Origin of the sequence: Pseudomonas sp. Root71 (assembly GCF_001429045.1) — a bacterium.
In the GTDB taxonomy this organism is placed as follows: Bacteria; Pseudomonadota; Gammaproteobacteria; order Pseudomonadales; family Pseudomonadaceae; genus Aquipseudomonas; species Aquipseudomonas monachiensis.
Map to the genome: position 1 here is coordinate 45,986 of NZ_LMHY01000022.1, position 18,992 is coordinate 64,977.

Sequence of the window (18,992 nt, forward strand, 5' to 3'; positions counted from 1 at the left end):
ACTTTGGCCACAAACAGAGGAGTCTGATGATGGACAAAACCCTACGCCGCGGTTCGTTCGAAATGACGGCCGCCATGCTGATCTCCGGTACCATCGGCTGGTTCGTGCTGGTGTCCGGGCAACCGGTGCTGGACGTGGTGTTCTGGCGCTGCCTGTTCGGTGCCGGCACCTTGCTGCTGATTTGCGCAGCTTTCGGCTTTCTGCGTCCCGGCATTCTGACCCGCACTACGTTCCTGCTGGCGGTGCTCAGCGGTGTGGCGATTGTCGGCAACTGGGTGCTGTTGTTCGCGTCCTATTCCCGGGCATCAATTGCCATCGGCACCGCCGTCTATAACGTCCAGCCGTTCATGCTGGTCGGGCTGGCGGCTTTGTTTCTCAACGAAAAGATCACCGCGCAGAAACTGACCTGGCTGGGCGTTTCGTTTCTCGGGATGCTGGCGATTGTCAGCGCCCATGGCAGCCAGGGCGAGAGCGGCAGCGACTACCTGATGGGCATTGCCCTGGCGTTGGGCGCGGCGTTTCTCTATGCAATTGCCGCGTTGATCATCAAGCGTTTGACGGGTACGCCGCCGCATTTGATCGCGCTGATCCAGGTCAGCACCGGCGTGCTGTTGCTCGCGCCATTCGCGAATCTTTCGGTATTGCCGCAGGCACCGAGCGCGTGGGCCAGCCTGGTGACGCTGGGCATGGTGCACACCGGTGTGATGTACGTGTTGCTGTACGGCGCGATTCAAAAACTGCCGACCGCGCTGACGGGTGCGTTGTCCTTCATCTACCCGATCGCGGCGATTTTCGTCGACTGGTTTGCCTTCGGTCATCGCCTGGAGCCGCTGCAATGGATCGGCGTCGCGGCGATTTTGCTGGCTGCTGCCGGCATGCAACAAGGCTGGTCGCTGAAGTTTCGGCGCACGGTGACGCCGTAACCCGCGCCCCAGGCGTCAGATGTTCCAGCGCGGGGCGCTCTTGGCCAGGCGCTGGCGCATCTCGCCGACGTTGGCGGCCAGTTGTTGAGTCAGCAAGCGGTACCCGTCCAGCGTGTTATAGACCGGTGCATCGAGGCTGACGAGAGGGGCATCCACGGGGCGATTGAGCCGCTGGGCGGCGCCTGATTTCAACGCCCGGGCCATGCCGATCAATTGCACGCGAATCTGCCGATGTTCGGCTTTCAAGGCCGTTTGCATCAGCAACATCGCCTCGGGGTCATTGGTATCCGGTCGGGTATTGCCGAGGATCTCCAGGGTGCTGACGCACATGCGCAGGTTGCGCTGGAGAGCATCGAGGTCGGTCATGGAGATCTTCACTTCCTTGGACACCGAGGGCATCAGTGAGCGAAGTTGCACCATCGCCGCGTTCAGGCGGGTCATGAGCTTGAGGTGTTCGTCGGCGGTGATAGCCTGGCCGTCTATGATGCGCCCATGGATTTTCGCGCAATCACGCAGCGCATCGGCCAGGTTGTAGCGCCAGGAATAAACCGCATACAACGGCAGGGCGAAGGAAAACGCCAAGGCCAGGGCAATGCCGATCAGGATGTCCACCCCGCGCCACAAGCCATCGGTAACCGGGTTGTCGCCGTGCCCCGCGACGATGAACACGGTAATCGCCGATAGCAGTGCGGTGTAGCCACCCTTGCCGATGGCGTGATACGAGAAAAACCCGCAGACCACCGACATGGCGAAATAGGTCAGCCAGGGCATCCCGAGCCAGGCCTGTTGTGCCACCAGTACCAGGCCGACACCGGCGCCGATCAAGGTGCCGATGGCGCGCTCGGCGGCTTTCTTGCCGATGTTGCCGTGGTGCTGCAGGCCGCCGATCACCACCAGCATGGTCACCGACGCCCACTCACCGTGGGGCAGGTTGATCCCGGTGGTCAGCAGGATCGTCGCCAGCAACCCGAGCGACACTCGCACCGCATGGATCACCCGGGCATGGCGGTAGCGCCGGTACGGGTCCAGCAACGGACGCAGCAGTCGGCGCAGCAAGGGTGGCAGTCGATGGGCTCTGGATGTACTCAGGCCGGCTCTCCTCAGAAGATGTAGTCGGTGGTCAGGAAGCTCGAACTGCGGCCGCTGATGATCTCGCTGATCAGGTCCTTGTTGGTTTCCTGGAACTTGGTGGCCACCAGGGTACGGATCGAAAACACCCGCAGCGCGTCATGGACCGACAAGGTGCCTTCGGCCGAGTTCTTGCGACCATTGAAAGGATAGGTGTCCGGGCCGCGCTGGCACTGGGCATTGAGGTTGATGCGCCCGACCTGATTGGCGAAGGTGTCCACCAGCCGGCCGACCGCCACCGGATTGGTGCCGAAGATGCTCAATTGCTGGCCGAAATCCGACTCCAGCACGTAGTCGATCACGGTATCCAGATGACGGTACGGCACGATGGGGACGACGGGGCCGAACTGTTCTTCCTGATACACCCGCATCTGCGGCGTGACCGGGTACAGCACCGCCGGGTAGAAGAACGAAGCACGAGCCTCGCCGCCGTTGGGGTTGACCACCTTGGCGCCTTTGCTCTCGGCGTCCGCCACCAGTGCATGCAGATAGTCGACCTTGCCCGATTCCGGCAGCGGTGTCAGGGCTACGCCACTTTCCCAGGGCATGCCGGGCTTGAGGTTGGCGAGCCTGGCATTGAATTTGTCGATGAAGGACTCGACCACGTCTTCATGGACAAACAGGATTTTCAGGGCGGTGCAGCGCTGGCCATTGAACGATAGTGAACCGGTCAGCGCTTCACTGACCGCGTTGTCCAGATCCACTTCCGGCAGGACGATGCCCGGGTTTTTCGCATCCAGGCCCAGCGCCGCGCGCAAGCGGTGGGGTCTCGGATGGAGTTTTTTCAAGTCACTGGCGGCCTTGTTGGTGCCAATGAAGGCAAAGATGTCGATCTTGCCGCTGGCCATCAGCGCACTGACCGTCTCGCGGCCGCTGCCGTAGATGACGTTGATCACCCCGGTCGGGAAGCTGTCGCGGAAGGCCTCCAGCAGCGGGCGAATCAGCAGCACGCCGAGCTTGGCCGGCTTGAACACCACGGTGTTGCCCATGATCAGCGCCGGGATCAGCGTGGTGAAGGTTTCGTTCAACGGATAGTTGTAAGGCCCCATGCACAGGGCCACGCCCATCGGCACGCGACGGATCTGGCCGAGGGTGTCCTGTTCCAGTTCGAAACGGCTGGAGCGGCGGTCGAGTTCCTTCAGCGCGTTGATGGTGTCGACGATGTAGTCGCAGGTACGGTCGAACTCCTTTTCCGAGTCCTTGAGGTTCTTGCCGATTTCCCACATCAGCAACTTGACCACGGCGTCGCGCTGCTCGCGCATGCGCCCGAGGAAGGTTTCGACGTGCTGGATGCGTTCGGCCACGCGCATGGTCGGCCACAGGCCCTGGCCGCGGTCGTAGGCGCGGACGGCGGCGTCCAGGGCGGTCAAGGCGGTGTCGGCATCGAGCAGTGGCGTGCTGCCGAGGATCACTTGTTCGTCGCCATTCGGGCCTGCCAGGTACACCGGGCTGCGGACCTGGGCCAGCGGCCCGTTCCAGGTTCTGAGTTGGCCATCGACCAGGTACTCGCGCTGCTCGGTCTGGCCGTCAAGGCGGTACTTTTCCGGGATGTCGGCGGGGCTTGGGAACAGATTCTGGAGAATATTGGCTGTGGTCATGTCGCTACCCCTCTGGATTGGCTGATGCACTGATGAATCGTTTTAGCAGACCTCAGCAACGCTTGTCATGACTCATCTCAGCGTTTTTCCGCACGGCGTGATGTCTGGGGATTTGTCGGTGCTTTCCGTCATGGCCTCAGAAGCGCCCCTTGTTGGCCCCCAATGCCCTCAATGCGCCCGCGCGGGGTGCCTTAAGGTTGACTCTCCTTGATCACAACAAAAAAGGCTGCACCCGGCTGGCCGGGCAGCCAATGAGAGGACAGCCATGCGGGCAAGCCGATTAACTGAAAAGCCTAGCCTTTGTTTGGCCTTGGCGGGGTGTGTCTTTGCGGCGTTGCTGGCAGGGTGCGGCGAAGCGCCGGACAACCCGCCGACCCGCAGCGAAGCAGGCGCCGCGAGACCCGCCGACGCCGAGCTGGCGCAGGTCTACGACAACAGCTGCAGGCTGTGCCACGCCAATCCGGCGGCCGGGGCGCCGCTGACCGGTGACATCAAGGCCTGGCAACCACGGGTATTGCAGGGTGCCGACACGCTGCTCGATCACGCGATCAACGGTTACAACGGCATGCCGCCGATGGGCCTGTGCATGCAGTGTTCGCAAGAACAGTTCCTGGCGCTGATTGCCTTTATGTCCGGCCAGCAAATCCAATAACAAGAACGGCAGGGTGCAATTCATGACGATGGACCTGACACGGCGTCAGTTGTTGCAACGGGCGAGCGTCATTGGCGCCTTTACCGCGCTCGGCTCAACGCCGGCACTGGCCGAGCTGTTGCGCGCGCCACGCCTGATTCCCTGGCGCAACTGGTCGGGCGGCCAGAGTTGCCTGCCGGCGGCGCGGCTGGCGCCCAAGAATCTGGATGAGTTGACGCAGGTGGTGCGCCAGGCCCCCGGCAGGATTCGGCCGGTGGGCTCGGCGCACTCCTTCAGCGCGCTGGTGCCCACTGATGGCACCTTGCTTTCGCTGAGCTATTTCACCGGTCTGCTCGATCACGATGGGAAAACGCTGCAGGCCGAGTTCGCCGCCGGCACCCCGATGTCACGCATGGGCACGCCGCTCAAGGACATCGGCCAGGCCCTGCAAAACATGGCTGACATCGATTACCAGACCCTGGCGGGCGCGATCTCGACCTCGACCCACGGTACCGGCAAAAACTTTCAATCCTATTCGGCGCATGTCTGCGGCATGCAGTTGGTGGCTGCCAGTGGCGAGGTGCTGGACTGCGACGCCAGTCGCCATCCTGAAGTGTACAGCGCAGCCCGGGTGTCCCTGGGGGCGTTGGGCGTGGCCACCAGGGTGCGCCTGCAAAACCGCCCGGCGTACCGCTTGCGGGAGCGCCAATGGATCGCCAAGACTGAAGAACTGCTGGAGGACCTGGACAAGAACACCCGGGAAAACCAGCACTGGGAAATGCTCGTGGTGACCCATTCGGACTACGCCTTGTCGATCGCCCTGAACGAAACCACCGACCCGGCCACACCGCCCGTGCCGGCGGATGAGGAGGGCGGCAACGAGTTTGTCACGCTGATCGAGAAGATCGACAAATACGCCAGCGACTTCCCGGACCTGCGCCGCACCCTGCTCAACAACCTGCGCCACCTGGCCAGTTTCGATGACCGGGTGGGGGACTCGTTCGATATCTACGCCAACGTGCGCACGGTGCGTTTCAATGAAATGGAATATTCCGTGCCGGCCGAATACGGCCCGGCCTGTTTGCGCGAGATTCTCAAACTGATACAGGACAAAGACCTGCGCACCTGGTTTCCGATCGAGTACCGGTACGTCAAGGCCGACGACATTCCACTGAGCATGTTCGAAGGCCGCGACAGCTGTTCGATCTCGGTCCATCAGCATTACCAGATGGATCATCACAACTTGTTCGCCGCCATCGAGCCGATTTTCTGGAAGTACAACGGCCGGCCGCACTGGGGCAAGTTGCACACGCTGAACGCGAAAAACCTGCAGCCGCTGTACCCGCGCTGGCAGGAATTCATCCAGGTGCGGCAGGCACTCGACCCCGGTGGCAAATTTCTCAATGCGCATCTGTCTTCCATTCTGGGGGTGAGCTGATGGCCGTCAATCGCCGCAATTTCTTGCTTGGCAGCGCAGGCGTCGGCGCCTTGCTGGTGGGTGTCGGGGCGTGGCTGCGGCCGAGTGACCGAGGCGCGCCGTACAGCGATTACTTCCGTACGCTGAACCGCGAACTCAAGGACCACGGGCCGATGCGACCAGTGATGCTGATCGACCTTGATCGGCTGGATCACAACATCGATGTGGTGATGCAATCGGTCAAGCGCGCCGGCAAGCACCTGCGCCTGGTGGAAAAATCACTGCCGGCGCCGGGGCTCCTGGCCTACATCGCCCGGCGCGCCGGCACCCAACGCCTGATGTCGTTTCACCAGCCGTTTCTCAACCATGACGCGGTGCAGTTTGCCGAGGCCGACATTCTGTTGGGCAAGCCGCTGCCGGTGCGTTCGGCCGAGTTGTTCTATCAGTCGCACAAGGGGCCTTTCGACCCTTCGACGCAATTGCAATGGTTGCTCGATACACCGCAGCGCCTGCAGCAATACCTCGCCCTGGCCCAAGGGCTGGGCACGCGAATGCGGGTCAACATCGAACTGGATGTCGGGCTGCATCGCGGTGGCGTCAGCGACCTTGGCGTACTCGGGCAGATGCTGACGCTGATCAGCCAGCACCCGCAGCACCTGGAATTCGCCGGGTTCATGGGCTACGACCCGTTCGTGGGCATGGGCGTGCCGGGGATTCTGGGCTCGCCCGAGGAGCTGTTCGCCAAGGTGATGGTGATTTACCACCGCTGCGTCGATTTCACCCGTCGGCAATACCCCGGTTTGTGGCGCGAAGGGTTGACCCTCAATACGGCCGGCAGCCCGAGCTATCGCATGCATGAACACGAACAGCTCAGCAGCGAAGTGTCGGTGGGGACGGCGATGCTCAAGCCCACTCACTATGATTTGCCGTCACTGGCCGAGCATGTGCCGGCCGCCTACATCGCCACGCCCGTGTTGAAAAGCACCGGGGCTGTGAATATTCCGGCGCTGGATGACAAGTCCAGGCTGTTTTCCTGGTGGGACACCAATCAGCGCGAAACGTATTTCATCTATGGCGGTAACTGGATGGCGCAGTTCGAGTCGCCCGCGGGGTTGCAGAGCAATGGTGTGTATGGCCGTAGTTCGAACCAGGAAATGGTCAATGGGTCGGCGGCGGTGGGGCTGACGGTGGAGGACCAGGTGTTCTTGCGCCCGACCCAGACGGAGTCGGTGTTATTGCAGTTCGGGGATTTGCTGGCGGTTCGGGGTGGGAAGATTGTGGTTACTTGGCCGGTGTATTCCTGAAATTTGTTAGGTGACTGTTCCGACGCCTTCGCGAGCAAGCCCGCTCCCACATTTGGAATGCATTCCCCTGTGGGAGCGGGCTTGCTCCGGGCGGCGTTCCGACGAAGGCGTCATTTCAGTCAGAACGCATACGGAATACTGACTTTGGCCCAAAGCATTTCCCCTTCAGGCCGGTTTTCCACGTCGAACTCCTTGGCCCAGCGAATCTCCGCGCTGGCGTATTCGAGAAAGGTCCAGTGCAGCGCCGGGCCAATGGCAAACACCTGGCCGCGCACCCCGTCGTTCACGTCCTGGCCATTGAACTGCACGGTGTGGCCGAACTGTTTGTCGTCGGTGGTCTGCTTGAGGTAGTAGCCGTTCAACCCGAGCATCAGATTGTCGGTGATCTTGAAACTGGCGGAATAGTCGAAGTGGAAAATCTGCCCTGACTTGTAGTCGGTGTCCTTGTTTTTCTCGTTGAAACTGTAGGTGGTCTTCATCGACACCTCGGTTCTGTCCGTCGGCAGCCAGGTGAAGGAGAACAAAGGTTTGTAGGTGTAGAAATTGTTGCTGGTGTTGGCCAGGCGATCAACGCTGTATTCGCCGGTCGGCACGGTGATTTCGATGGCGGCGCCGAGGGTCAGGTCTGGGCCCATGTCCCAGAGAATGATCGGTGCGACTGTGGTGTCGCCCATGCCTTCGCGGGTGTCCTGCAAGCCGAACACCGAGACTTCCTGCTTGAGCCAGGGCTGCGCGATGTAGCCACCCAGCCGGCCGCCAAACACCCGCACCGGGCTGAGGTAATCCAGGCGCGGAATGACCGCCGTGGACTCGATCTCGACGTTCGGCACCTTGCCGCCGAGGGAGCTGATATTGAGCTTCGTGGCTTTGTAGTGGTTGTAGTAGAGGTTGAAGGCAACCATGTTGTCCGGAAGGCTGTCGGGCGAAAGCGGCAACATGAAAAAGCCGTCGGTGCCGGTGCCGATGTTGTCCACGCCAGCCTCGGTGGCCAGTGCCGGTTGCAGGGCGCAGACGCCGGCCAGGCCAATGACCAGTAGGGGAAGTGTCGTGCGGGTCGGGATCATGGGTGTTCTCATTATTATTGTTAGCGGGCTGTCCGGCATCCATACGAGGGCCGCAACATAGAAATAAGCTGTCTGCGCCCTGCAAGGCAGGGTATTGGCGGCCATTTAGGGGGACTTCTGCGGACAGCCTTTGCACCCTGTGCTAACTTCCTTCGACATAGCCGGTTACAAAAATAAGAATGCAGCTCGACCCGGAACGTATAGCCCCATGCAAATGAAAGTGACCGATCCCACCTTTGAACTGGCGCTGGTGTCGCCGTTTCTCCTGCAGACCCTGGCCGAAGTCGCCGAGCAAAAAGGCATCCACCCCGAAAGCCTGTGCCGAGGCTTGGGTTTTACCTTTGAAGACCTGCAGGACCCGGCGCAGCGAATTTCCTATCGCCAGGCCGTGGCCATGATTCAGCGCGCGCTCAAGGCCTTGCCCAATCAGGGGCTGGGCCTGTGGGTCGGCGCGCAGAATGTGCTCGGTACGCTGGGGTTGTTGGGGCATGTGTTGTCGCTGTGCAAGACCCTGCGCGATGCCTTTGAACTGGGCATTCGCCATCAACACACCTCTGGCGGCATTGTCGTGTCGAGTGTGGAGGAGGCGGGGGATCGGGTGTTTATCGACGTTGAATGCCGCTTGCCGTTCGCCGACGTGCAGTTGTTCGCGGTCGAGGAGTTTTTCGCCAGCCTGCTGGTGTACGGCCGGGCGCTGGTCGGGGCGGATTTCAAGCCGATGGCCGTGGAGTTCATGCATGCCGCGCCGGAGTATCTCGGCGAATATTCGCGCCTGCTGGGGCCGGACGTGCGTTTCGGCTGCCTGCAAAACCGCATGGTGATCGAGGCACACTGGCTGGGCGTTCACTTGCCCAATCACCATTCCCTGGCCCTGCGTCAGGCCGTGAAACTGCTCGAGCTGGAAGCCGCGCAGGTGCACCAGAAAATGGACCTGATCCAGGCCGTGGAACGGGCGATTGCCCGGGACCTGACCGAAGGCAGCCACATCGAGAAAATCGCCGGCGACCTGAACATGAGCAGCCGCACCTTGCGCCGCCGCCTCACCGAACACGCATTGACCTTTGAAGCGCTGCTGGAACAAGTGCGTCAGGCCCGCACCATGAGCCTGCTGGCCAACCCGGACATGTCCATTGAACGCATCACCGAAGAAGTCGGCTACAGCGACGTGCGCAGCTTTCGCCGGGCGTTCAAGCGCTGGACCGGCATGAGCCCGAGTGCGTTCCGCAACGAAATCCCCAGCGTGGTTTGATCTTTTGTGGCGAGTGGCTTCTGTGGCCTCTCACGGCACACAAACCCTCGTACTCCGGTTAAACTCTGTGCTCTTTTTCAAGGAGTTCATATGAGCCATTACCAGCCGGGCATTCTCGCCACCCCTGTTCCGCCTCAAGCCCGCCATATGTTCTTCGCCCTCGAATCCGCCGCGGCACTGCCGGCTGCGCTCGACAACTTGATGCATCTGGTGGACGGGAAATCGGCTGTCGTCGGCTTCGGCGAATCCCTGGTCAAGGCACTGGAGGGGCAGATCGAAGGCCTGCGTACTTTCCCGGCTTTGGCGGGTGTCGGCGTCGACAATCCGTCGACTCAACATGCGCTCTGGTGCTGGCTGCACGGTGAAGACCGTGGCGAGTTGCTCAACCGCAGCAACGCCATCGAAGCGGCACTGGCCCCGGCGTTGCGCCTGGTGCAGATGAACGAAACTTTCCGCCACATGAATGGCCATGACCTGACCGGCTACGAAGATGGCACCGAGAACCCCCACGCCGCCGCCGCCGTGGCCGCCGCCCTGGTGGGTGAGGGCGCGGACGGTACGGTGGGTGGCAGCTTCGCCGCGATCCAGCAGTGGCAGCATGACCTGAAAGGTTTCCATGGGCTGTCGGCGGATGAAAAAGACAACATCATGGGTCGCCGCTTGAGCGATAACGAAGAGCTCGACGACGCGCCGGTTTCCGCCCACGTCAAACGCACCGCCCAGGAAAGCTTTGCGCCCGAGGCCTTCGTGGTGCGTCGCTCGATGCCGTGGATCGAAGGCGACCGCGCCGGCCTGATGTTCCTGGCCTTCGGCTTTTCCCTCGATGCCTTCGAAGCCCAACTGCGCCGCATGAGTGGCCTGGAAGACGGCATCACCGACGGTCTGTACCGCATCAGCCGTCCGATCACCGGCGGCTACTACTGGTGCCCGCCGCTCAAGGACGGTCGACTGGACCTGCGCGCATTGCGCGTCGGCTGATAAGCAAGGAGAGCCTATGAACCTGGTGCGCTGGGGCATGATCGGCTGTGGCAGTGTCGCTGAACGCAAAAGCGCGCCAGCCTTCTACAAGGCACCCGGATCGGCGTTGGTGGCGGTGATGGGCCGGCGCCTGGAAGCCGTTACCGACTACGCCGCGCGCCACGGTATCGCGCGGGTCTACACCGATGCGCAGGCGCTGATCAACGATCCCGAGGTCGACGCGGTGTACATCGCCACGCCGCCCGACAGCCATCACGCCTATGCCTTGCAGGTGGCCGCCGCCGGCAAGCATTGCTGCGTGGAAAAACCGATGGCGCTGAATGCCGGGCAAAGCCGCGAGATGCAGCAGGTGTTTGCCGATGCCGGGCTGCACTTGTTCGTGTCCTATTACCGACGTTCGTTGCCACGCTTCCGGCAAGTGCGGCAATGGCTGGAGGAAGGGCGGATCGGCGAGGTCCGGCACCTGAGCTGGACCCTCACCAAAGCCCCGTCGGCAGCGGATCGCAATGGCAGTGAAAACTGGCGTACCGACCCGGCGATTGCCGGTGGTGGTTACTTTGCGGATCTGGCCAGCCATGGCCTGGACCTGTTTCAGTACCTGCTGGGCGATATCGTCGAAGTCGCCGGGTTCACCGCACGCCAGGCCGGTATGTATGCGGCCGAAGATGCCGTCAGCGCCACCTGGCGGTTTGCCAGCGGAGCACTGGGCATGGGCTGCTGGAATTTCGTTGCGGACCGTCGCGAAGACCGGGTCGAAGTGATTGGCAGCAAAGGCCGGATCACCTTTTCAGTGTTCGATGAACACCCGGTCGAGCTGCACGCCGATGAATACCTCAGCCTGACCATCGAGCATCACGCCCACATTCAGTGGCACCACGTAATGGGCATGAATGCGCATATTCGTGGCGAGGCCCAGCACCCGGCCGTGGCCGAGCAGGCGCTGAAGACCGATTGGGTGATGGACCAGATCCTCAAGCGCCACTGATCCTTCAGACCACACACAATCCCCTGTAGGAGCTGCCGGAGGCTGCGATCTTTTGATCCTGGCTTAAAAAACAAAATCAACAGATCGCAGCCTGCGGCAGCTCCTACAGTTTTTGGTTGTGTTGCACTTCTAACCTTATGCGCATTCGGTATTTCTCAAGCCTGTCATAACCTCTCTAAGATCACGTCATAACTCGTTATAACAAGTGATCTGCCATGACCGATAACGTTCTATCCCTGAGCAGCGTCCCGTTGCACACCCAGCTGCGAGACGTGCTGCGCGCACGCATCCTCGACGGCGAATACCCGCAAGACAGCCAGATGCCTTCCGAAAGCGAGCTTGGCGCGTTGTTCAAGGTCAGTCGCATCACCGTGCGCCAGGCCTTGGGCGACCTGCAAAAGGAGGGGCTGATCTTCAAGATCCACGGCAAGGGCACCTTCGTCGCCAAGCCGAAAACCTTCCAGAACGTCAGCACCCTGCAAGGCCTGGCCGAGTCGATGACCGGTCGCGGCTATGAGGTGATCAACCGCCTGCGCAGCTTCAAGTTCATTGCCGCCGACAAGCTCGTCGCCGAGCGTTTGCAGGTGGCCGAAGGCGAGGTCGTGGCGCAGATCAAGCGTGTGCGCCTGATCAATCGCGAGCCGGTTTCCCTGGAAATCACCTACCTGCCCAAGGCCGTTGGTGAGCGCCTGGAAAAAGCCGACCTGGTCACCCGCGACATTTTCCTGATCCTGGAAAACGACTGCGGCCTGGCCCTGGGGCACGCCGACCTGGCCATCGATGCGGTGCTGGCCGACAGCGACCTGACCCAGGCGCTGAACGTTGAACCCGGCTCGCCGATCATGCGCATCGAGCGCCTGACCCATGATGTCGAGGGTCGGCCGCTGGACTTCGAACACCTTTACTACCGTGGCGATGCTTTCCAGTACCGCCTGCGGATCGACCGGCAAAAAGGGGAGCAGGCATGACGCGCAGCACGTTGGAGCAGGAATACGACATCGTTGTCATAGGCGGCGGCACCGCCGGCCCCATGGCGGCGATCAAGGCCAAGGAACGCAACCGCGACCTGCGGGTGTTGTTGATCGACAAGGCCAACGTCAAGCGCAGCGGCGCGATCAGCATGGGCATGGACGGCCTGAACAACGCGATCATTCCCGGTCACTCGACGCCTGAGCAATACACCAAGGAAATCACCATCGCCAACGACGGCATCGTCAATCAGGCCGCGGTGTACGCCTATGCCACCCACAGCTTTGAAACCCTCTCGCAACTGGACCGCTGGGGCGTGAAATTCGAGAAGGACGAAACCGGCGACTACGCGGTGAAGAAGGTTCACCACATGGGCGCTTATGTGTTGCCGATGCCGGAAGGGCACGACATCAAGAAAGTCCTCTATCGGCAGTTGAAGCGCGCGCGGGTGAGCATCACCAATCGCCTGGTCTGCACCCGATTGCTGACGGACGAAGAGGGCGCGGTCAACGGGGTGATGGGCTTTGATTGCCGCACGGCGGACTTCCATGTGATCAAGGCCAAGGCGGTGATCCTCGCCTGCGGTGCCGCCGGACGCCTGGGATTACCGTCCTCGGGCTACCTGATGGGCACCTACGAAAACCCGACCAATGCCGGCGACGGCTACTCGATGGCCTACCACGCCGGGGCCGAACTGGCGAACCTGGAATGCTTCCAGATCAACCCGCTGATCAAGGATTACAACGGCCCGGCCTGCGCCTACGTCACCGGCCCCTTGGGCGGCTACACCGCCAACAACAAGGGCGAACGCTTCATCGAGTGCGACTACTGGAGCGGGCAGATGATGTGGGAATTCCATCAGGAGCTGGAAAGCGGCAATGGTCCGGTATTCCTCAAGCTCGATCACCTGGCCGAGGAAACCATCCAGAACATCGAAGAGATCCTGCACAGCAACGAGCGTCCGAGTCGCGGCCAGTTCCACGCCAATCGCGGCACCGACTACCGCACGCAGATGATCGAGATGCACATCTCCGAGATCGGTTTTTGCAGCGGGCATTCGGCGTCGGGGGTGTGGGTCAACGAGAAGGCCGAGACCTCGGTCAAGGGCTTGTACTCGGCGGGGGACATGGCCGCCGTGCCGCACAACTACATGCTTGGCGCGTTCACCTACGGCTGGTTCGCTGGCCACAACGCGGCGGATTTTGTCGCCGGGCGCGAGTTTTCGGCGCTGGATGCGCGGCAGATCGAAACCGAAAAGCAACGGGTCTACGCACCGCTGGATCGTGAGCACGGCCTGCCACCGGCCCAGGTCGAGTACAAGCTGCGGCGCTTCGTCAATGACTACCTGCAACCGCCGAAAGTGACCAGGAAGATGCAGATCGGCCTGCAACGCTTCAGCGACATCCAGCGTGATCTCGACCAGATCAAGGCCCACAACGCCCACGAACTGATGCGCGCCATGGAAGTCAGCATGATCCGCGACTGCGCCGAAATGGCCGCCCGCGCTTCATTGTTCCGCGCCGAGAGCCGCTGGGGGCTTTACCACCACCGCGTCGATCACCCGCAACGCAACGACCGCGACTGGTTCTGCCATTGCCACCTGAAGAAAGACGAAAACGGTTTGATGAGCAGTTTCAAGAAAGCCGTCGAGCCTTACATCATCCCGCTCGATGCCGTCGAGTTGCAGGCCTACGACCGGCTGCGGGTCGGCGCGGATGCCGCCTGAGCATCACCCAAGAGAGAGACCGTGAAATGGCCTATCAAGCCCAGGAAATCTTCTTCCGTTCCAACGCCCCCGTCACCATCGACGAGGACAAATGCATCGCCCACAAAGGCTGCACCGTGTGCGTCGACGTCTGCCCGATGGACCTGCTGGCGATCAACCCGGCCACGCAAAAGGCCTACATGGCGTTCGATGAATGCTGGTACTGCATGCCCTGTGAAAAGGACTGCCCGACAGGGGCTGTGAAAGTAGAGATCCCGTACCTGCTGCGCTGAAACACTATCAACTGTGGGAGCGGGCTTGCCCGCGAAGAGGCCGGCACAGCTGGCATCCCCATTGACTGACCGGACGCCTTCGCGAGCAAGCCCGCTCCCACAATGGATCGAGGCCAGACGCAAGTCCGTGTACACCGCAACACCCTGTGGGAGCGGGCTTGCTCGCGAAGAGGCCAGCCCAGACAACAAAACGCCATCCGGCACCACCGGACGCCTGATTCAAGACACCCCTCGTTTCCCACCGCGCCCTGATCGTGGCGGAGACGAACATCCAATAAATGATTCGAGGGGAAACACTCATGATGTTGCGTGCAGCTTTAGCCGGTCTGGTACTGGCTTCATTCACCCTGTCGGCCTCGGCCGAAACCATCCGCATTGCCATCGGCACCCAGGACACCACCATCAACTGCGCCGCCGGCGGATTGTTGATTCGCGAACTCGGTCTGCTGGACAAATACCTGCCCCACGATGGCCCCTACAAAGACGCCCAATACGAGGTGCAGTGGAAAAACTTCACCAGCGGCGCCCCCCTGACCAATGAGATGGTGGCCGGCAAGCTCGACTTCGGCGCCATGGCCGACTTCCCCGGCGCGTTCAACGGCGTGGCGTTCGAAACGGCGGGCAAGCACAGCCTGTTCATCAGCGTGCTGTCGGGCAGCATCAAGGGCAGTGGCAACGGCATCGTGGTGCCGAGCGCATCGGGCGTGCAGTCGCTCGCAGAGCTCAAGGGCAAGACCATTTCCGTGCCGTTCGCTTCCACCGCCCATGGCATGTTGCTGCGGGCCGTCGCGGCCCAGGGCTGGGACCCGCTCAAGGACGTGAACATCATCGCCCAGCCGCCGGAAGTCGCCGGCTCCGCGTTGCAGGCCGGCAAGATCGATGCCCATGCTGACTTCGTGCCCTTCGCCGAACTGTTCCCCAGCCGCGGTTTCGCACGCAAGATTTATGACGGTGCCCAGGCCAACGCGCCGACCTTCCACGGTGCGCTGGTCGATCAGGCCTATGCGAAGAAGTACCCGGAAATCGTCGTCGCTTACCTGCGGGCGAGCATCGAAGCCAACCAGTTGCTGGCGGCTGAACCGGAGAAATACAGCGAGTTGATCGCCAGGGTCACCGGGGTCGATGCCGAGGTCAATTACCTGTTCCATGGCCCCCTCGGTGTGCAGACCCGCGACCTGAGCTGGAAGCCGGAATACCGTCAGGCCGTGGGCACCGCCATCGATACCCTCAAGTTGTTGAAGAAGGCCGATCGCGGGCTCGATCTCAACACCTTCATCGACGACCAATACATCCGCGCCGCCTTCAAGGCCTCGAACCTGGACTACAGCGCGCAGCTTGCGAACTACAAGCAGACGCCGCTCAAAGCCGTCGATGCCGCCAGCGGCAAATCCATCACCGACTTCAGTCATGTGGTGGAAATCTGGGTGCGCGGCGAGCCGAAAGTTCGTCAATACGCCTCGGCGGAGTCGGCATTTACCGCGCTGACAGCGCTGAAACAGGAAGGCAAGAACATCCGCGCGGTGTACGCCCAGGCCAGCGACAGCGGGATCAAGTTGCTGGCGGATCAGGCGTGGTTTGCCACCGACGGGAAAGGACGGCTGAGCGCGTTCCTGCTCAAAGGTCAGGCCCAACAGTTCGCCACGGCCCAGGGCGGCAAGGTCTTTGACTTTACCGATGCCACTGCCCAGGCCGTGGCGGTTCGCTAACCCCCCAAACACCACGGTTCCCTGTAGGAGCTGCCGAAGGCTGCGATCTTTTGATCGTGCTCTTCGGCAATCGTGAAGCCGTCAAAGATCGCAGCCTTCGGCAGCTCCTACAGGGGTTGTGATTGCCATCGGGAAATGTGTATGTCTGGATCATTTTTACGTTGGATTCCAAGGGTCGCTTCACTGCTGCTCTGCCTGCTGTTCTGGCAACTCGCCGCCAGCCACCACTGGAACCTCGGCCTGGTGACCTTCGCCAACGTCCCGACACCCGTGGCGGTCATTGAAGCTGCCCTCGGCCTCGGCGACTCGGGCAAACTCGGTCAACACCTGGGCAGCAGCCTCGGCCGGGTGTTCGCCGGTTACCTCGCGGCGCTGATCATTGGCGTGGCCCTGGGCCTGGCCATCGGCCGCTCGAAATGGGCCGAAGATCTGTTGTTGCCGCCCCTGGAAGTGCTGCGCCCGATCCCGGCGGTGGCGTGGATTCCCCTGGCGATCCTGATGTTTCCCTCCTCGGAGCTGTCGATGGTGTTCATCACCTTCACCGGCGCACTGTTCCCGATCCTGCTCAACACCGTGCACGGCGTCGAAGGCGTCGACCCACGGCTGATCGCCTCGGCGAAAAGCCTCGGGGCGGGGCACCGGGCCATCCTGCTGGAGGTCGTTCTGCCGGGCGCTGCGCCCAGCATCATCACCGGCCTGGCCATCGGCATGGGCACTTCGTGGTTCTGCCTGGTGACGGCGGAAATGATCTCCGGCCAGTTCGGCATTGGCTATTACACCTGGGAGTCCTACACCATCCAGAACTACGCCGACATCGTGGTCGGCATGTTGCTGATCGGCGTGCTCGGGATGGGCAGCAGCCTGTTGATCAAGCGTCTGGGCGGGCTGTTCACGCCCTGGCATCGACCACGAGGAAAAGCCTGATGAGCGTTTTTCAACACCTGGAAGGGCGTATCGACATTCGCGGGCTGTCGATCAGCCTGGGCGAGGGCGACACGGCTTTCGAAGCAGTGCAGGGCCTCGATTGCCAGATCGAGCCGGGGCAGTTCGTGTGCATTCTCGGGCCGTCGGGTTGCGGCAAGTCCACCTTGCTCGGCGCACTGGCCGGCCACCTGCAACCGCGCACCGGCACCTTGAACGTGGATGGCGCAGCGGTGGCGGGCCCATCGCCCCAGCGCGGCATGGTGTTCCAGCAGCACACGCTGTTTCCGTGGCGCACGGTGCGTGACAACGTGGCGTTCGGTTTGAAAATGCAAGGCATCGGCAAGGCCGAACGGCACAAGGCAGCGGATGAAATCCTCGCCCTGGTGGGCCTCGAAGGCTTTGCCGGGCGCTGGCCCGATCAGCTCTCCGGCGGCATGCAGCAACGGGTGGAAATCGCCCGGGTGTTGGTCAACCGTCCGCGCCTGTTGCTGATGGACGAACCCTTCGGCGCCCTCGATGCCCTGACCCGATTGAACATGCAGGAACTGCTGCTGGACATCTGGACGCGCATCCGCACCACCGTGGTGTTTGTCACCCATGACATCGACGAAGCGCTGTTCCTCGCCGATCGCCTGCTGGTCATGAGTACACGGCCCGGCCGGATCATCGAAGACTTGCGCCTGGACTTCCCCCGGCCACGCAGCACGCAACTGGTGACAAGCCCCGAATTCTCGCACCTCAAGCGCCATTGCCTCGAACTCCTGCGGCACGAAGACGGCCGGCAACTGCCGCGCCTGAACCCGCTCGGACTTCCCCCTGAAACCAAACTGCCGCGATTTGCCCTATGACCTCACTATTCGATGTAACCGATAACGACGACATTCTTGCCCTGCAGCCGCGCCTGACCGATGACGACCCCGGTGTACGCCGGATCGCGCTGATCGAACTGGCCGATCTCGAGGAGCCGGACGGCCTGCTGTGGCTGATCGATCGACTGGCCGAAGACCCGATTGCGGACGTTCGCGCCGAAGCCGCACGCCTGCTGGAAGCCTGGGAGGACGAACCGGTGGTCGAAGCGCTGTGCCAGGCCCTGACGGACCCATCCCCGGCGGTGCAGGTGGCCGCAGCGCAAAGCCTCAGCCTGCTCAAGAGTGAAGCGGCGGGCCGGGTCATCCTGCCGTGGACCGGGCACGCCGACAGCGGCGTACGCATCGCCGCATTCAGGGCGTTGCGCGAGTTGCGTTGCCCCGATGCCGCCGATGCGGCGGCCCGGGCACTGATTGATGAAAGCGCCAGCGTGCGCCGTGAGGCGGTGGGCGTGCTCGGCTGGCTCAAGCAACTCGATGCCTTGCCGGCCTTGGCGCGGTTGGCCAGCGCTGACCCGGACACTGAAGTTCGGCGCGCCGCCACCGGGGCGCTGGGCCTGGCGTCTGACGCACAGGTGCTGCCGGCCCTGCGCCAGGCCTTGCGCGACGCTGCCTGGCAAGTCCGCGAAGAAGCCGCCACCACCCTGGGTAAGGTCGGCCACCTCGACGCCGGCCCGGCCCTGATCGACGCCCTGGACGACGATTACTGGCAAGTGCGCCTGCGCGCCACCCGCAGCCTCGGTCGCTTGCGTTTTGTACCGGCGCTCGAAGCGCTGATCGACACCCTCGGCCACCGCATCAGCAACCTGCGCAAGGAAGCCGCGCTGGCCCTGGGCGAATTGAACGACCCACGGGCCATTGCGCCGTTGCAGGCCGCACAGGACGACGGCGACCCGGAAGTGCGCAAGGCCGTGCGCATTGCCTTGAGTCAACTGCAATGAACCCGTTGGCGATTGGCAACTCCCGCAGCAAACAGCAGTTGCGCCTGAACTGGCCGGGTGGCCGCGAGCAACTGCTGGAGCATGCCGAACTACGCCGCCAGTGTCCGTGCTCGCAATGCCGGGCGTTTCGTTTGCGGGGGATGGCGCCGATGGTGGACGGGCGGGTTCAGGTGATCGAACTGAATCCGCAAGGGTATGGCCTGCAACTGGTGTTCAGCGATGGGCATGAGCAGGGGATTTATCCGTGGGCCTATCTTGCTGAACTTACCGAATGAATCGAATTCCATTCCTCATCGGGAGCTGTCGCAGTC

The 18,992-nt window shown here is 62.2% G+C and carries 18 protein-coding genes; 15 read left to right on the forward strand and 3 right to left on the reverse strand.

From position 1 onward, the window contains the following. Nucleotides 1-29: 29 nt before the first annotated feature. Complete coding sequence (locus ASD95_RS14095; protein ID WP_056724342.1) at nucleotides 30-923, forward strand: DMT family transporter; 894 nt, start codon at nucleotides 30-32, stop codon at nucleotides 921-923. A gap of 15 nt (nucleotides 924-938) precedes the next feature. On the opposite strand, the gene ASD95_RS14100 is transcribed toward ASD95_RS14095, so the two are convergent. Together ASD95_RS14100 and ASD95_RS14105 are read right to left on the reverse strand one after the other, a co-directional pair. Further along, nucleotides 939-1,979 carry an FUSC family protein gene (locus ASD95_RS14100; RefSeq protein WP_056724344.1) on the reverse strand — a complete coding sequence of 347 codons (1,041 nt, stop codon included), beginning with the start codon at nucleotides 1,977-1,979 and terminating at the stop codon, nucleotides 939-941. Nucleotides 1,980-2,023: 44 nt separating this feature from the next. After that, a complete protein-coding gene (locus ASD95_RS14105) occupies nucleotides 2,024-3,649 on the reverse strand; it encodes an NADP-dependent glyceraldehyde-3-phosphate dehydrogenase (protein ID WP_056724346.1) in 1,626 nt (541 codons plus the stop codon). A gap of 265 nt (nucleotides 3,650-3,914) precedes the next feature. Between ASD95_RS14105 and ASD95_RS14110 the strand changes: the two genes are divergently transcribed. From ASD95_RS14110 to ASD95_RS14120, 3 genes are all read left to right on the forward strand, one after another. Then, nucleotides 3,915-4,301, forward strand: a complete 387-nt coding sequence (locus ASD95_RS14110; protein WP_056724348.1) for a c-type cytochrome — start codon at nucleotides 3,915-3,917, stop codon at nucleotides 4,299-4,301. Between the two features lie 22 nt (nucleotides 4,302-4,323). Continuing rightward, entirely contained in the window at nucleotides 4,324-5,718 is a 1,395-nt protein-coding gene (locus ASD95_RS14115; RefSeq protein WP_056725086.1) for a D-arabinono-1,4-lactone oxidase, read from the forward strand. A 74-nt stretch (nucleotides 5,719-5,792) separates the two neighbouring features. After that, the gene (locus ASD95_RS14120) at nucleotides 5,793-7,001 is read left to right on the forward strand and encodes a DSD1 family PLP-dependent enzyme (RefSeq protein ID WP_162252420.1); all 1,209 of its coding nucleotides are present in this window, start codon (nucleotides 5,793-5,795) and stop codon (nucleotides 6,999-7,001) included. Nucleotides 7,002-7,120: 119 nt separating this feature from the next. Here ASD95_RS14120 and ASD95_RS14125 read toward each other — a convergent pair whose 3' ends face one another. After that, nucleotides 7,121-8,065: a SphA family protein gene (locus ASD95_RS14125; protein WP_056724352.1), complete on the reverse strand. Its 945-nt coding sequence runs from the start codon at nucleotides 8,063-8,065 to the stop codon at nucleotides 7,121-7,123. 208 nt (nucleotides 8,066-8,273) lie between these two features. Here ASD95_RS14125 and ASD95_RS14130 point away from each other — a divergent pair, with 208 nt between their 5' ends. From ASD95_RS14130 to ASD95_RS14180, 11 genes are all read left to right on the forward strand, one after another. Further along, nucleotides 8,274-9,314, forward strand: coding sequence for an AraC family transcriptional regulator (locus ASD95_RS14130; RefSeq protein ID WP_056724354.1), 1,041 nt, complete (start codon nucleotides 8,274-8,276; stop codon nucleotides 9,312-9,314). Nucleotides 9,315-9,404: 90 nt separating this feature from the next. Continuing rightward, on the forward strand, nucleotides 9,405-10,292 hold the full coding sequence (locus ASD95_RS14135) for a Dyp-type peroxidase (RefSeq protein ID WP_056724356.1): 888 nt from the start codon (nucleotides 9,405-9,407) through the stop codon (nucleotides 10,290-10,292). A gap of 16 nt (nucleotides 10,293-10,308) precedes the next feature. Beyond that, on the forward strand, nucleotides 10,309-11,277 hold the full coding sequence (locus tag ASD95_RS14140; RefSeq protein WP_056724357.1) for a Gfo/Idh/MocA family protein: 969 nt from the start codon (nucleotides 10,309-10,311) through the stop codon (nucleotides 11,275-11,277). A gap of 215 nt (nucleotides 11,278-11,492) precedes the next feature. After that, nucleotides 11,493-12,245, forward strand: a complete 753-nt coding sequence (locus tag ASD95_RS14145; RefSeq protein WP_056724359.1) for a GntR family transcriptional regulator — start codon at nucleotides 11,493-11,495, stop codon at nucleotides 12,243-12,245. Next, entirely contained in the window at nucleotides 12,242-13,972 is a 1,731-nt protein-coding gene (locus ASD95_RS14150; RefSeq protein ID WP_056724360.1) for a fumarate reductase/succinate dehydrogenase flavoprotein subunit, read from the forward strand. The genes ASD95_RS14145 and ASD95_RS14150 overlap by 4 nt, the downstream gene beginning before the upstream one ends. A 26-nt stretch (nucleotides 13,973-13,998) precedes the next feature. After that, nucleotides 13,999-14,244, forward strand: a complete 246-nt coding sequence (locus ASD95_RS14155; RefSeq protein ID WP_056724362.1) for a 4Fe-4S dicluster domain-containing protein — start codon at nucleotides 13,999-14,001, stop codon at nucleotides 14,242-14,244. A 299-nt stretch (nucleotides 14,245-14,543) separates the two neighbouring features. Continuing rightward, nucleotides 14,544-15,950 (forward strand): ABC transporter substrate-binding protein, encoded by a 1,407-nt coding sequence (locus ASD95_RS14160; RefSeq protein WP_162252416.1) that lies wholly within the window; start codon nucleotides 14,544-14,546, stop codon nucleotides 15,948-15,950. A 141-nt stretch (nucleotides 15,951-16,091) separates the two neighbouring features. Next, nucleotides 16,092-16,874: an ABC transporter permease gene (locus ASD95_RS14165; protein WP_056724364.1), complete on the forward strand. Its 783-nt coding sequence runs from the start codon at nucleotides 16,092-16,094 to the stop codon at nucleotides 16,872-16,874. Then, complete coding sequence (locus ASD95_RS14170; protein ID WP_056724366.1) at nucleotides 16,874-17,722, forward strand: ABC transporter ATP-binding protein; 849 nt, start codon at nucleotides 16,874-16,876, stop codon at nucleotides 17,720-17,722. The genes ASD95_RS14165 and ASD95_RS14170 overlap by 1 nt, the downstream gene beginning before the upstream one ends. Further along, nucleotides 17,719-18,681 (forward strand): HEAT repeat domain-containing protein, encoded by a 963-nt coding sequence (locus ASD95_RS14175; RefSeq protein WP_056724368.1) that lies wholly within the window; start codon nucleotides 17,719-17,721, stop codon nucleotides 18,679-18,681. The genes ASD95_RS14170 and ASD95_RS14175 overlap by 4 nt, the downstream gene beginning before the upstream one ends. Then, nucleotides 18,678-18,956: a DUF971 domain-containing protein gene (locus ASD95_RS14180; protein ID WP_056724370.1), complete on the forward strand. Its 279-nt coding sequence runs from the start codon at nucleotides 18,678-18,680 to the stop codon at nucleotides 18,954-18,956. The genes ASD95_RS14175 and ASD95_RS14180 overlap by 4 nt, the downstream gene beginning before the upstream one ends. The last annotated feature ends 36 nt before the right edge of the window (nucleotides 18,957-18,992 follow it).

Excerpts from the sequence above, each read along its gene's own strand:
- ASD95_RS14095 (WP_056724342.1), top strand. The coding sequence starts at position 30 with ATGGACAAAACCCTACGCCGCGGTTCGTTCGAAATGACGGCCGCCATG.
- ASD95_RS14105 (WP_056724346.1), bottom strand. The coding sequence starts at position 3,649 with ATGACCACAGCCAATATTCTCCAGAATCTGTTCCCAAGCCCCGCCGAC.
- ASD95_RS14110 (WP_056724348.1), top strand. The coding sequence starts at position 3,915 with ATGCGGGCAAGCCGATTAACTGAAAAGCCTAGCCTTTGTTTGGCCTTG.
- ASD95_RS14115 (WP_056725086.1), top strand. The coding sequence starts at position 4,324 with ATGACGATGGACCTGACACGGCGTCAGTTGTTGCAACGGGCGAGCGTC.
- ASD95_RS14125 (WP_056724352.1), bottom strand. The coding sequence starts at position 8,065 with ATGATCCCGACCCGCACGACACTTCCCCTACTGGTCATTGGCCTGGCC.
- ASD95_RS14130 (WP_056724354.1), top strand. The coding sequence starts at position 8,274 with ATGCAAATGAAAGTGACCGATCCCACCTTTGAACTGGCGCTGGTGTCG.
- ASD95_RS14135 (WP_056724356.1), top strand. The coding sequence starts at position 9,405 with ATGAGCCATTACCAGCCGGGCATTCTCGCCACCCCTGTTCCGCCTCAA.
- ASD95_RS14140 (WP_056724357.1), top strand. The coding sequence starts at position 10,309 with ATGAACCTGGTGCGCTGGGGCATGATCGGCTGTGGCAGTGTCGCTGAA.
- ASD95_RS14145 (WP_056724359.1), top strand. The coding sequence starts at position 11,493 with ATGACCGATAACGTTCTATCCCTGAGCAGCGTCCCGTTGCACACCCAG.
- ASD95_RS14150 (WP_056724360.1), top strand. The coding sequence starts at position 12,242 with ATGACGCGCAGCACGTTGGAGCAGGAATACGACATCGTTGTCATAGGC.
- ASD95_RS14155 (WP_056724362.1), top strand. The coding sequence starts at position 13,999 with ATGGCCTATCAAGCCCAGGAAATCTTCTTCCGTTCCAACGCCCCCGTC.
- ASD95_RS14160 (WP_162252416.1), top strand. The coding sequence starts at position 14,544 with ATGATGTTGCGTGCAGCTTTAGCCGGTCTGGTACTGGCTTCATTCACC.
- ASD95_RS14165 (WP_056724364.1), top strand. The coding sequence starts at position 16,092 with ATGTCTGGATCATTTTTACGTTGGATTCCAAGGGTCGCTTCACTGCTG.
- ASD95_RS14170 (WP_056724366.1), top strand. The coding sequence starts at position 16,874 with ATGAGCGTTTTTCAACACCTGGAAGGGCGTATCGACATTCGCGGGCTG.
- ASD95_RS14175 (WP_056724368.1), top strand. The coding sequence starts at position 17,719 with ATGACCTCACTATTCGATGTAACCGATAACGACGACATTCTTGCCCTG.
- ASD95_RS14180 (WP_056724370.1), top strand. The coding sequence starts at position 18,678 with ATGAACCCGTTGGCGATTGGCAACTCCCGCAGCAAACAGCAGTTGCGC.